Source organism: Pseudomonas sp. JV449, from assembly GCF_032424295.1.
In the GTDB taxonomy this organism is placed as follows: Bacteria; Pseudomonadota; Gammaproteobacteria; order Pseudomonadales; family Pseudomonadaceae; genus Aquipseudomonas; species Aquipseudomonas marginalis.
In genome coordinates this window covers 89,483-102,254 of sequence record NZ_VYKD01000025.1, presented here as the reverse complement: position 1 = coordinate 102,254, position 12,772 = coordinate 89,483, and the positions used below count along the sequence as shown (strand labels likewise).

General features: G+C 60.2%; 10 protein-coding genes. 9 read left to right on the top strand and 1 reads right to left on the bottom strand.

What is annotated here, in order from left to right:
* Positions 1-35: 35 nt before the first annotated feature.
* Positions 36-827, bottom strand: a complete 792-nt coding sequence (gene phhA / locus F6S08_RS22435; protein WP_065924944.1) for a phenylalanine 4-monooxygenase — start codon at positions 825-827, stop codon at positions 36-38.
* Positions 828-1,084: 257 nt separating this feature from the next.
* Between phhA and F6S08_RS22430 the strand changes: the two genes are divergently transcribed.
* The 9 genes from F6S08_RS22430 to F6S08_RS22390 all read left to right on the top strand — a co-directional run bounded on the left by F6S08_RS22430 (position 1,085) and on the right by F6S08_RS22390 (position 12,571).
* On the top strand, positions 1,085-2,647 hold the full coding sequence (locus F6S08_RS22430) for a sigma-54-dependent transcriptional regulator (protein WP_315872358.1): 1,563 nt from the start codon (positions 1,085-1,087) through the stop codon (positions 2,645-2,647).
* A gap of 291 nt (positions 2,648-2,938) precedes the next feature.
* Entirely contained in the window at positions 2,939-3,679 is a 741-nt protein-coding gene (locus F6S08_RS22425; protein ID WP_065924946.1) for a flagellar basal body rod protein FlgF, read from the top strand.
* 72 nt (positions 3,680-3,751) lie between these two features.
* A complete protein-coding gene (gene flgG, locus F6S08_RS22420; protein WP_027603835.1) occupies positions 3,752-4,537 on the top strand; it encodes a flagellar basal-body rod protein FlgG in 786 nt (261 codons plus the stop codon).
* A gap of 53 nt (positions 4,538-4,590) precedes the next feature.
* Complete coding sequence (flgH, locus tag F6S08_RS22415; RefSeq protein ID WP_065924947.1) at positions 4,591-5,286, top strand: flagellar basal body L-ring protein FlgH; 696 nt, start codon at positions 4,591-4,593, stop codon at positions 5,284-5,286.
* Positions 5,287-5,313: 27 nt separating this feature from the next.
* Positions 5,314-6,402, top strand: coding sequence for a flagellar basal body P-ring protein FlgI (locus tag F6S08_RS22410; protein WP_033901075.1), 1,089 nt, complete (start codon positions 5,314-5,316; stop codon positions 6,400-6,402).
* A 4-nt stretch (positions 6,403-6,406) separates the two neighbouring features.
* Positions 6,407-7,675, top strand: a complete 1,269-nt coding sequence (gene flgJ, locus F6S08_RS22405) for a flagellar assembly peptidoglycan hydrolase FlgJ (RefSeq protein WP_065924948.1) — start codon at positions 6,407-6,409, stop codon at positions 7,673-7,675.
* A gap of 10 nt (positions 7,676-7,685) precedes the next feature.
* On the top strand, positions 7,686-9,734 hold the full coding sequence (gene flgK, locus F6S08_RS22400; RefSeq protein WP_248077943.1) for a flagellar hook-associated protein FlgK: 2,049 nt from the start codon (positions 7,686-7,688) through the stop codon (positions 9,732-9,734).
* A 14-nt stretch (positions 9,735-9,748) separates the two neighbouring features.
* Positions 9,749-11,365, top strand: a complete 1,617-nt coding sequence (locus F6S08_RS22395) for a flagellar hook-associated protein 3 (protein WP_315872357.1) — start codon at positions 9,749-9,751, stop codon at positions 11,363-11,365.
* 276 nt (positions 11,366-11,641) lie between these two features.
* Complete coding sequence (locus F6S08_RS22390; RefSeq protein ID WP_248077939.1) at positions 11,642-12,571, top strand: ketoacyl-ACP synthase III; 930 nt, start codon at positions 11,642-11,644, stop codon at positions 12,569-12,571.
* Positions 12,572-12,772: the final 201 nt, after the last annotated feature.

Genomic DNA, 12,772 nt, shown 5'->3' with positions numbered 1-12,772 from the left:
AGGGAACAGACTCACCTGGCCTTAAAAGCTGAGGCTCACGCGGCTTTGGGCTTGGGTGGGAACTTCGGCGCGTGCAAGCCCAACTGCATACCGTGCTCGACCATGCCCATGATGTCTTCCTGCGCCACTTCGAACAGGCGCTTGAGGTTGGGCAATACGAAATACAGCGGTTGCAGGATGTCGATGCGATACGGGGTGCGCATCGCTTCCAGCGGGTCGAAGGCTTGATGTTCAGGCTGGTCGGACAGGCAGTACACGCTTTCCTTGGGCGACGACAAAATCCCGCCACCGTAGATACGCCGGCCGTCGGGGGTGTCCACCAAGCCGAACTCGATGGTCATCCAGTACAGGCGCGCCAGGTATACCCGTTGCTCCTTGCTGGCCGCCAGGCCGAGCTTGCCGTAGGTGTGGGTGAACTCGGCAAACCACGGGTTGGTCAGCAGCGGGCAGTGGCCAAAGATCTCGTGGAAAATATCCGGCTCTTGCAGGTAATCCAGTTCTTCGCGGGTACGAATAAAGGTCGCCACCGGAAACTGCTTGTTGGCGAGTAATTCGAAGAAGGTCTGGAAGGGGATCAGCGCCGGCACGCGAGCGACTTGCCAGCCGGTGGTCGCGGCCAGCACCTGGTTGATTTCACCCAGTTGCGGGATGCGATCCAAGGGCAGGCCGAGCTTGTCGATGCCGTCCAGGTATTCCTGGCACGCGCGGCCCTCGATCACTTTCAACTGGCGGGTGATCAGGGTGTTCCACACCGCGTGCTCTTCCGGCGGGTAGTGGATAAAACCTTGCGCATCGGGCTCGCGGGCCACGTAGTGCGTCTGCTTCATACGGCTCTCCTGCTAGGCATTCGTTCTTGTTATGTCCTGGGATGAGCCTATTGATACGCCGTGCGGGGCAAGATTCCATCGGCTTCAAAAGCGCTCATGTAGGAAAATTTACCGATTTTCGTAAAGTATTCGTTACGCTTGCTTGGCTCAATACGGTATTGGGCTGGGAAAAGCCCCCAAGCTGTCACATAATCTTGACGACTATCTGCGCCCAGCGACAAAAAGACGCGGCGCCTACCCACTTTCCGGGCTTTTTCATGCGTATCAAAGTGCATTGCCAGAACCGCATCGGCATCCTGCGGGACATCCTCAACCTGTTGGTGGAGTACGGCGTCAACGTCGCCAAGGGTGAGGTGGGTGGCGAGCATGGCAACGCCATTTACCTGTTCTGCCCAAACCTGGTGAACATGCAATTCCAGGCGCTGCGGCCGCAGTTCGAGGCGATTGCCGGGGTGTTTGGCGTCAAAAGGGTAGGGCTGATGCCCAGTGAGCGTCGGCATATGGAACTCAATGCGCTGCTCGGTGCGCTTGAGTTTCCGGTGCTGTCCATCGACATGGGCGGCTCCATCGTCGCCGCCAACCGTGCGGCCGCGCAGTTGCTCGGGGTGCGGGTGGACGAGGTGCCGGGCATTCCGCTGTCGCGCTACGCCGAGGATTTCGACTTGCCGGAACTGGTGCGCGCGAGTAAATCGCGGATCAATGGCCTGCGGGTCAAGGTCAAGGGTGACGTGTTCCTGGCGGATATCGCACCGCTGCAATCCTCCGAACATGACGACAGCGAAGCCATGGCCGGTGCCGTGTTGACCCTGCACCGTGCCGACCGCGTGGGCGAGCGTATCTACAATGTGCGCAAACAGGAGCTGCGCGGTTTCGACAGTATTTTCCAAAGCTCCAAGGTCATGGCCGCCGTGGTGCGTGAAGCCCGGCGCATGGCGCCGTTGGATGCGCCTCTATTAATAGAAGGCGAAACCGGCACCGGCAAAGAGTTGTTGGCACGCGCTTGCCACCTGGCCAGCCCGCGCGGGCAATCGCCGTTGATGGCGCTGAACTGCGCTGGGCTGCCCGAGTCGATGGCCGAGACCGAATTGTTCGGCTACGGCCCCGGCGCTTTTGAAGGCGCGCGGGCCGAAGGCAAGCTCGGGCTGCTGGAGCTGACGTCAGGCGGTACGTTGTTTCTCGATGGTGTCGGGGAAATGAGCGCGCGCTTGCAGGTGAAATTGCTGCGCTTCCTGCAGGACGGCTGCTTTCGGCGCGTGGGCAGTGACGAAGAGGTGTACCTGGATGTGCGGGTGATCTGCGCCACCCAGGTGGACCTGTCCGAACTCTGCGCCCGTGGCGAATTCCGCCAGGACCTCTATCACCGCCTCAACGTGCTGTCCTTGCATATCCCGCCCCTGCGCGAATGCCTCGACGGCCTTGCGCCCCTGGTCGAGCACTTTCTCGACCAGGCCAGCCGGCAGATCGGCTGCCCGTTGCCCAAGCTGGCGCCTGCCGCCATGGACAAGCTCAGCCACTACCACTGGCCGGGGAATGTGCGGCAGCTGGAAAACGTGCTGTTCCAGGCGGTATCGCTGTGTGACGGCGGGACGGTCAAGGTCGAACACATCCGCCTGCCGGACTACGGCGTGCGCCAACCCCTTGGCGACTTTTCCCTGGAGGGCGGTTTGGAGGCGATCGTCGGACGCTTCGAGAAGGCGGTGCTGGAGAGCCTGTATGCCGAGCATCCCAGCAGCCGGCAGTTGGGGAAACGCCTGGGGGTGTCACACACCACCATCGCCAATAAGTTGCGTGATTACGAAATCCTCAAGTCCGACAAATAACCCAATGTGGGAGGGGGCTACACCCCGATAGCGGTGTGTCAGCTAAGAGTAATCTGGCTGACAGACTGCCATCGGGGGCAAGCCCCCTCCCACATTGATCTGCGCCGTTGCCGTAAGCGGCAGTAGTCCGCCGTTTTTTCGACTATCCCTCCATCCATATTTTTCAATACCTTCGCGCAAACCCCCGTCGTTGCTGGGCTTCGTCCTCTTTTAAAAAGTTGGTTCGCAAATTGCTTAAGCCTCATCAGTACAGCGGTGGGCGGCAAGCCTGCGTCAGAAAGAGGAAAGAGCGTGGACAAGTACCTTTATGTGGCAATGACCGGCGCCAGCCAGAATGCACTGGCGCAGAAGGCCCATGCCAACAACTTGGCGAACATTTCCACCAACGGTTTCCAACGCGACCTGGAACAGGCGCGTTCGATGCCGGTGTTCGGTGACAGCTTTCCGGCGCGTGCGTTTGCCATGACCGAGCGACCTGCGACCGACTTCAGCCCCGGCGCCATGATCGAGACCGGTCGCGACCTGGATGTGGCGGTGAACGGCAATGGCTGGATGGCGGTGCAAACCCCGGATGGCGGTGAAGCCTACGTGCGCAGTGCCAGCATGAACGTCGATGCGCTGGGTGTGCTGCGCGCCGGCAATGGCATGCCGATCATGGGCAACGGTGGCCCGATCGCCGTACCGCCGCAGCAGAAAGTCGAAGTGGGCGCCGACGGCACCATCAGCATCCGCGCCATGGGCGAAGGCCCGCGGGTGATGGCTGAAGTGGACCGCATCAAGCTGGTCCAGCCCGACCTCAAGAATATGAATAAAGGCCTGGATGGCACCATCCATACCAAGGATGGCCAGCCGGCCGTCGCCGATGCGAACGTCACGCTGACCTCGGGTTTCCTGCAGGCGAGCAACGTCAACGCGGTTGAAGAAATGACCGCGGTCCTGGCGCTTTCCAAGCAGTTCGAGTTGCACATCAAGATGATGAACAGCGCCAAGGAAGACGACCAGGCCATGACTCGCGTAATGGCGATGAGCTGATAGCCGCGTTATTGACCGACTACTAATTTTTGCAGCGCAGCGCCAACAAACAGGCGCACGAAGGAGAACAGCATGCTTCCGGCTCTATGGGTTGCCAAAACAGGCCTGTCCGCCCAGGACACCAACCTGACCACCATTTCCAACAACTTGGCCAACGTGTCGACCACGGGTTTCAAACGTGACCGCGCCGAGTTCCAGGACTTGCTCTATCAGATCAAGCGCCAGCCAGGCGCCCAGTCGACCCAGGACAGCGAGTTGCCGTCGGGTCTGCAACTGGGTACCGGTGTGAAGATCGTCGGCACCCAGAAGAACTTCAACGCCGGTAACCTGCAGCAGACCGGGCAGCCGCTGGACATGGCCATCAACGGTAAAGGGTTCTTCCAGATCCTGCAGCCGGATGGGACCACTTCCTACACCCGTGACGGTACCTTCCACCTGGACTCCAATGGCCAGATCGTGACGGCCAACGGTTTCGCCCTGGAACCGGCTATCGTCGTGCCGAACAACGCCCAGACCTTCACCGTCGGCAACGACGGCACCGTGTCGATCACCGTGGCCGGTAACCCGGCGTCGCAAGTGATCGGCAACCTGCAAACCGCCGACTTCATCAACCCGGCCGGCCTGCAGGCGATGGGTAATAACCTGTTCCTGGAAACCGCTTCCAGCGGCGCGCCGCAAATCGGCACCCCTGGCCTGAACGGTTTCGGCACCACGCTGCAAAGCACCCTGGAAACCTCCAACGTCAGCACCGTTGAAGAGATGGTCAACATGATCACCACTCAACGCGCCTACGAGATGAACTCCAAGGTGATTTCCACCGCCGACCAGATGCTTTCGTTCGTAACGCAGAATCTGTAATCAAGTCTATGGGGCGCTCCTGAGAGCACCTGCAACACCGTGAGGTAAGGGTCATGAATCGCTATGTTTCCGTTCTGGCATTGAGTGGGATTGCCGTGCTCGCGGGCTGTGTCGCCCCGACGCCAAAACCCAATGACCCGTACTACGCGCCGGTGTTGCCGCGCACCCCACTGCCGGCGGCGGCCAACAACGGTTCGATCTACCAGGCCGGTTTCGAACAGAACCTGTACAGCGACCGCAAGGCGTTCCGGGTCGGTGACATCATCACCATCACCCTGAACGAACGCACCCAGGCCAGCAAGAATGCCAACTCCCAGGTGGGCAAGAACAGCACCGCCAGCCTTGGTTTGAGTTCTCTGTTTGGCGCCGTGCCCAACGTCAATAACCCGTTGAGCGACGGTGACCTGACCTTGAACGCCGGCTACAGCGGCAGCCGCGCTACCGACGGCAAGAGTGCGGCGGGGCAGGGCAACAGCCTGACCGGCTCGATCACCGTGACGGTCGCTGACGTATTGCCCAACGGCATCATTGCCGTGCGCGGCGAGAAGTGGATGACCCTCAACACCGGTGACGAATTGGTGCGCATAGCCGGTATGGTCCGCGCCGATGATATTTCCACGGACAACACCGTGCCTTCCACGCGGATTGCCGATGCACGCATTACCTATTCCGGTACCGGTGCTTTTGCTGATGCGAGTCAGCCCGGTTGGCTCGACCGTTTCTTCCTCAGCCCGCTGTTCCCTTTCTAGGTGACTACTTTGAAATTCAAACAGCTGATGGCGGCCGCACTGTTGCTGAGCCTGAGCGCAGTCGCCCAGGCCGAACGCCTGAAAGACATCGCCAGCATCTCCGGCGTGCGTTCCAACCAGTTGATCGGCTACGGCCTGGTGGTGGGGCTCAACGGAACGGGTGACCAGACCACCCAGACCCCGTTCACCCTGCAAACCTTCAACAACATGCTCTCGCAGTTCGGCATCAAGGTGCCGGCGGGTTCGGGCAACGTGCAGTTGAAGAACGTCGCGGCGGTGTCGATCAGTGCCGACTTGCCGGCGTTTTCCAAGCCGGGCCAGGTGGTCGACATCACTGTGTCGTCCATCGGTAACTCCAAAAGCCTGCGTGGCGGCACCCTGCTGATGACGCCGCTGAAAGGTATCGACGGCAACGTCTACGCCATCGCCCAGGGCAACCTGGTGGTGGGCGGGTTTGACGCTGAAGGTCGCGACGGTTCGAAGATCACCGTCAACGTGCCGTCGGCCGGGCGTATCCCGGGTGGCGCCACGGTTGAACGCACCGTGCCGAGCGGTTTCAACCAGGGCAACAGCCTGACCTTGAACCTCAACCGTTCGGACTTCACCACCGCCAAGCGTGTAGTCGACAAGATCAACGACATGCTCGGCCCTGGCGTGGCCCAGGCCATCGACGGCGGCTCGATCCGCGTCACCGCGCCGCTGGACCCCAGCCAGCGTGTGGACTACCTGTCGATCCTGGAAAACCTCGAAGTCGATCCGGGCCAGGCGGTGGCCAAGGTCATCATCAATTCGCGCACCGGTACCATCGTGATCGGCCAGAACGTCAAGGTCTCGCCGGCGGCGGTGACCCACGGCAGCCTGACCGTGACCATCACCGAAGACCCGATCGTCAGCCAGCCTGGGCCGTTGTCCAATGGCCAGACGGCGGTGGTGCCACGCTCGCGAGTGAATGCCCAGCAAGAAGCCAAGCCGATGTTCAAGTTCGGCCCCGGCACGACGCTGGATGAGATTGTGCGTGCGGTGAACCAGGTGGGCGCAGCGCCAGGCGACTTGATGGCGATCCTCGAAGCGTTGAAGCAGGCCGGCGCGTTGCAAGCCGACCTGATCGTGATTTAAGGCCATGGCCATGGACATGCGTAACAGCGGCCTGACCAGCACGGCGGATTCGGGTTCGTATTCCGACTTGAATCGCCTGAACCAACTGAAGGTCGGCGACAAGAACAGCGAAGGCAACATGCGCAAGGTGGCGCAGGAGTTCGAGTCGCTGTTCTTGAGCGAGATGCTCAAGTCCATGCGCTCGGCCACCGAGGCCCTGGGCAAGGACAACCCGATGAACACCCCGGCCGCCAAGCAGTACCAGGAAATGTACGACCAGCAACTGGCGGTGTCGATGTCCCGCGAAGGCGGCGGTATCGGCCTGGCCGATGTGCTGATGCGCCAGATGCAGAAGAACAAGCCGGTGGACGCCCAGGCGGCCACCTTGCAGGGCCCGGCGGCGGCCGAGGCGGTCAAGAAAGTCGATGTGCCGACGCAAATTGCCGCCGGTACCCAGGCCGAGGGCCCGCTGGGGCGTTCCAATGGCCAGCGTCCACTGTGGGCCTATCGCGTGGCGGAGCCCCAGGCGGGCGCTGCAGCGGCCCATAGCAATGACATCGCACTGATGAACCAGCGCCGTATCGCCTTGCCGAGCAAGCTCACCGATCGCCTGCTCGCCGGTATCGTGCCGAGCACCGACACCACCACCGTTGCCCAGGCGGCGCCGTTGCGTAACAGCGCGGCCGCCGACAATGTGGTCAACAGCACGGCGCGCACGTTTGCCGTGCCGAGCGGGCGCATGCAGGTCTACGGCCGCGCCGTGGCCCAGCCGCCATTGGCACCGGTGAAGAAGGCGTTCAGCTCCCAGGATGAGTTTGTCGCGACCATGTTGCCGATGGCCAAGGCGGCGGCCGCGCGTATCGGTGTCGATCCGAAGTACCTGGTGGCCCAGGCCGCCCTGGAAACCGGTTGGGGCAAGTCGGTGATGCGCGCCGAGGATGGCAGCAGCAGCCACAACCTGTTCGGCATCAAGGCCGGCCAGAGCTGGCAGGGCGGCCAGGCCCGTGCAATCACCAGCGAGTTTCGTGATGGGGCGATGGTCAAGGAAACGGCGCAGTTCCGGTCCTACGATTCTTACCAGGACAGCTTCCATGACCTCGTGACATTGCTGCAAAGCAATGATCGCTATAAAGATGTTGTGAAATCGGCCGACAACCCGGAACAGTTTGTACGCGAGTTGCAAAAAGCCGGGTACGCCACGGACCCGGCCTACGCCAGCAAGATTTCGCAGATCGCAAAAACCATGAACAGTTACCAGAATTACGCTGCCGCGGGCGCGACCACTCATTTATAAGGTCTGAACCATGAGTTTGCTCAATATCGGGATGTCGGGGCTTAACGCCGCTCAAGGATCGTTGTCGGTCTTGAGTAACAACATCGCCAACGCCAATACCGCGGGTTATTCGCGTCAGCAGACCACCCAGAGCGCGAACACGGCGAACCAATACGGTGGCGTGTTCATCGGCAGCGGCACCACCTTGGCCGACGTGCGCCGGGTGTACAACGAATACCTGGACACCGCGTACCAGAACAGCACCTCGCTCAACAGCGATGCCAAGGCGTACCTGGACCAGGTGAGCGCGGTCGACAAGACGCTTTCGGACAAGACCACCGGCATGTCGGCGGTGCTCAGTTCGTTCTTTGCGGCGGTGCAGACGGCTTCGGCCAACCCAAGCGACACATCTGCCCGTCAGGTCTTGCTCACTAGTGCCCAGACCTTGAGCAACCGGTTCAACTCGATCTCCACCCAATTGAGCCAGCAGAAAGAGTCCATCAACGGCCAGTTGAGCACGATGAGCGATCAGGTCAACCAGTTGACGACGTCGATCGCTTCGCTCAACAAGCAGATTGCCCAGGTGCAAGGCTCGTCAAACACCACGCCGGCCAACCTGCTGGACGCGCGTGCCGAAGCCGTGCGTTCGCTCAATGAGCTGATCGGCGTGACCGCCACTGAAAAGAACGGTGTATTCAGTGTCAGCACGGGCAGCGGTCAGTCCCTGGTGCTGGGTGATCGCTCCAACACCATTTCCGCGGTGCCAAGCCAGTCGGATACCAGCCAATACACGATCCAGCTCAACGCGGCCGGCGGTACGACGCTGGACCTGGGCGGTGTGATCAGTGGTGGCAGCATCGGCGGCCTGTTGCGTTACCGCAGCGATGCGTTGATGCCGGCGATCAATGACCTGGGGCGTATTGCGTTGGTCACCGCCGATGCCATCAACAGTCAGTTAGGCCAGGGCGTGGACCTGAATGGTGAATTCGGCGCCTCGATGTTCACTGACATCAACAATGCAGCGTCCGTTGCCCTGCGCAGCCAGGCGGCCCAGGGGAATCTGGGCGACGGTGCGTTGGGCGTCACTATTAAAGACAGCAGCAAGCTGACCAACTTCGATTACAAGGTCAGCTTCAACGACGGTACCGACCTCAATAAGATCACCGTGCTGCGTTCCGATGGCAAAGCCATGGGCACGTACGATCTGAGTGCCACGCCGCCGCCGGTCATCGATGGCTTCACGCTGGCGGTCAAGACCGGCGCGGTGCAGGCCGGCGACAGCTTCAAAGTCAGCCCCACCGCCAATGGCGCCAAGGAAATCGGCACGGTCCTGACCGATCCAAGCAAGATTGCTTTTGCCGCTCCGCTGCAAGGCGAGGCCGGCAAGACCAACATAGGCACGGGCACGTTCACATCACCGACGCTGACGGTGCCCCTGGATATCCAGGGCGGCGCCGACACCGCGCAACTGCGTACCGCTATTGAGCATTCGATGCCGGTGAAGATGGTGTTCGGCTCGCCGGCGGCGGATGGCACCCAGTCCTACACACTGAGTAACGCCCAAGGCGATCCGATCGGCTCAGGCACCATTATTCCTGGGCAGGCTAATAAAATCAGCATCAGCGTGCCAATGCGCGATGCCAGCGGAGTCCTGGTGACACCGGCGAAAAGCTTCAGCTTCGACACGACGATGGGCGGCTCGCCGGCGAACGGCGACAGCACCACATTCTCGTTCAATGCTTCCGGCAAGTCCGACAACCGCAACGCCCAGGCTCTGCTTAACCTGCAGACCAAGGCGACCGTGGGCCTGGCGACTGACGGCAGCGGCGGCGCCAGCCTGGTCGGCGCCAACAGCAAGCTGGTTTCCACCGTCGGCGCCAAGGCCGCGTCGGCCGGCACCGACAGCAGCGCCACCGGTGCACTGCTGACCGCCAACAAGAACGCGCGCAACTCGGTGTCCCAGGTCAACCTGGATGAAGAGGCGGGCGACATGATCAAGTTCCAGCAGTACTACACAGCGTCGTCGCAGATCATCAAAGCTGCGCAAGAAACCTTCAGCACGCTGATCAATAGTCTTTAAGGGAGTCTGGGACGATGCGCATTTCTACACAGCAGTATTACGACACCAGCACCGCCAAGTATCAGGAAAATTATTCCAGCGTAGTCAAGTCCCAGGACCAGGCGTCCTCCGGCGTACGTGTGCAAACCGCCGCCGATGATCCGGTGGCGGCTGCACGGTTGTTGCTGCTTCAGCAACAGAAAGACATGTTGGGCCAGTTCAATGGCAACATTACCAGCCTGAAAAACTCCCTGACCAATGAAGAAGGCGTGCTAACGGCGGTTAATGATGCGCTTCAGCGTGCCAGTGAGCTGGCGCTGCGTGCGGGAGGCTCGCTCAGTGACGCGGATCGCCGGTCGATTGCCGGAGAAATTGGCGCCATTGAAGATTCGGTGTTGGGTTTGCTTAACAGCAAGGACTCGTCGGGTAACTATCTATTCTCCGGGGCGAAAACCCAGACTCCGCCATACGCGCGTAACAATGATGGCACCTACAGTTACCAGGGCGATGAAACGCCGCTGAGCCTGCAGGTTTCCGACACGCTGAATATCAGTGCAGGCGACACGGGCAAAACCATCCTCGAAGGCGCTGTCAACTCCGGTCGCACCCAGGCGAAATGGATCCAGCCGACGGTGGTACCGCCTGCCGCGCCGGTGGTCAACGACGACAAAGTGGCCTTGTCTGCCGGTCTGGTGACGTCTAGCACCGACTACGCCCAGAAGTTCGCCGAAGGCCAGCCGTACAAGCTGACGTTCACCAGCAGTACCCAATACGTAGTACTGGATAAAAACAACAACGACATCACCTCGGAGATTCAAGGTAACGGCACGTTTGATTCCACCAAGGACGGCAGTTCCAGCGTGAACCTGCGTGGGGTGAAGTTCGATATCAGCCTCAACCTCGGCAACATAGCGTCGGGCCCGGACTCTGACGCGGTAGTCAAGGATCGCGCCTTTACTCTGGAAACCAAGCCTGACACTTTCAGTGTCTCGCGCACCCCGAGCAATGCTTCCAAGGCTCAACTGACTGGTGGCGCCGTCACCAACCAGACAACATACGCCAGCACTTTTCCAGCCAACAGCGGGGCGGTGATCAAGTTCACCAGCGCCACGGCCTACGAGGTCTACGCACAGCCTTATACCGCCAACAGCAAGGCAATCGCTTCGGGGGTTACGGGGCTGAGTCCAACGGGCGGTACCACGGTGACCGCGGCAGGCATCACTTTCGATGTGAGTGGTGACACCCCGCAATCCGGCGACCAGTTTTCGGTAGGCGCTACCACCCAAAAAACCCAGAATGCGCTGGATACGCTTAGTCAGTTACGTCAGCAGTTGGAAAAGCCTGCTGACGGCAATCCTGGAGCCATGGTCAAGCTCAAGGATGTGCTGGACGCTTCCATCGCCAACTTGTCCAACTCCCGTACCCAGGTCGACAATGTGCGTGGCTCCCTGGGAGCCCGGCAGAATGCGCTGGATATCCAGTCCGCGGAAAATACCAGCGTCGGTCTGGCCAACACGACCACCATGAGCGACCTGGGTAATATGGATACGGCGCAGGCAGCGATCAATTTGACGTTGCAGCAGAGTATGTTGGAAGCCTCGCAATTGGCTTTTGTGAAAGTCTCGCAGTTGAGCCTGTTCAACAAGATGTAAGCGGCTGGCCCCCACACGGCCCACCCTGGAAACGGGGTGGGCCGTTGTCGTTTCTGGGGTCAAACGGTTGAAACGTTTTGCACAAAGCGCACAAAATTGAGTGACCTGTGAGTCATAAAGCGCATCTTCACTGTATCGTGTGAAAAGGCTAAGTCGTCGCAGGGTCCTTGCGCGGCGGCTTTCAGTGAGATTGTTATGGGGTTATCCCCTTTATTGTCAGCACTCCAGGCTTAGCCCGAGGGGTGTTCTCCAGCTATTTAGTATTGGGAAGCCACAATGATTGGCATAAAAAGTATCGCCAGTTACGTGCCGGCAGACGGGATCGATAACTACGCCCAGGGTGCCAAATTCGCCAAGGATGAAGAGTTCATCATTGGCAAGATCGGTTCGGCGTTTCTGCCGCGCAAGGAAGCGGCGCAGGAAACCTCCGATCTGTGCGTCGAGGCGGTCAACGCTTTGTTTGCCAACAACCCGAATTTGAAGCGCGAGTCGATTGACGCGCTGATCGTGGTCACACAGAACGGTGATGAAGAGGGTTTGCCCCACACCGCGGCCATCGTCCAGGACAAGCTCGGCCTGCCGACCCACGTTGCTGCCTTTGATATCTCCCTGGGTTGCTCCGGCTACGTCTACGGCATCTACGCGATGAAAGGTTTCATGGAAGCCGCCGGCCTGAAAAACGGCCTGCTGGTCACCGCCGATCCGTACTCGAAGATCGTCGACCCGGAAGACCGCAACACCACCATGCTGTTCGGCGATGCCGCCACCGCCACTTGGATGGGCGAAGACGCCGCCTGGCACCTCGGTAAGGCCAAGTTCGGCACCGACGGTTCCGGCGCGCCGCACTTGAAGGTCAGTAATGGTGTGTTCTTTATGAACGGTCGCCAGGTGTTCAACTTCGCCTTGCTCAAAGTGCCGGCGCATTTGCACGAGCTGCTCAATGAGTCGGACCTCAAAGCCGATGAGATCGATGCGTTCTGCATCCACCAGGGCAGCGCGGCGATTGTCGACGCTGTGGCGCGGCGCTTTGAAGACGCGCCGGTGGACAAGTTCATCAAGGACATGGTCGAGACCGGCAACACCGTGTCGTCGAGCATTCCATTGCTGCTGGAAAAGCACGTGATGGACGCCGCCTGGAAGCGCGTAGCCATCAGCGGGTTTGGTGTGGGCCTGTCGTGGGGTTCGGCGATTCTTCACCGTCCGTGACGCTGCGGTAGTCCGCATTCACCGCAAACGCAAACGCCGATGATCAAAAGATCATCGGCGTTTTTTATTTGGCGTCAAAAAACCCGGCAAAATCGGGTGCTGTGGGCGGTCTAAGCCCTTGAATTGCAAGGGGTGGCACGGCGCCAGTAAAAAAAATCAAAAAAATCCTCAAGCAACCGGCTACCACGACGATAACTATTA

Excerpts from the sequence above, each read along its gene's own strand:
- F6S08_RS22395 (WP_315872357.1), top strand. The coding sequence starts at position 9,749 with ATGCGCATTTCTACACAGCAGTATTACGACACCAGCACCGCCAAGTAT.
- phhA (WP_065924944.1), bottom strand. The coding sequence starts at position 827 with ATGAAGCAGACGCACTACGTGGCCCGCGAGCCCGATGCGCAAGGTTTT.
- F6S08_RS22390 (WP_248077939.1), top strand. The coding sequence starts at position 11,642 with ATGATTGGCATAAAAAGTATCGCCAGTTACGTGCCGGCAGACGGGATC.
- flgG (WP_027603835.1), top strand. The coding sequence starts at position 3,752 with ATGCTTCCGGCTCTATGGGTTGCCAAAACAGGCCTGTCCGCCCAGGAC.
- F6S08_RS22410 (WP_033901075.1), top strand. The coding sequence starts at position 5,314 with ATGGCGGCCGCACTGTTGCTGAGCCTGAGCGCAGTCGCCCAGGCCGAA.
- flgH (WP_065924947.1), top strand. The coding sequence starts at position 4,591 with ATGAATCGCTATGTTTCCGTTCTGGCATTGAGTGGGATTGCCGTGCTC.
- flgJ (WP_065924948.1), top strand. The coding sequence starts at position 6,407 with ATGGCCATGGACATGCGTAACAGCGGCCTGACCAGCACGGCGGATTCG.
- flgK (WP_248077943.1), top strand. The coding sequence starts at position 7,686 with ATGAGTTTGCTCAATATCGGGATGTCGGGGCTTAACGCCGCTCAAGGA.
- F6S08_RS22430 (WP_315872358.1), top strand. The coding sequence starts at position 1,085 with ATGCGTATCAAAGTGCATTGCCAGAACCGCATCGGCATCCTGCGGGAC.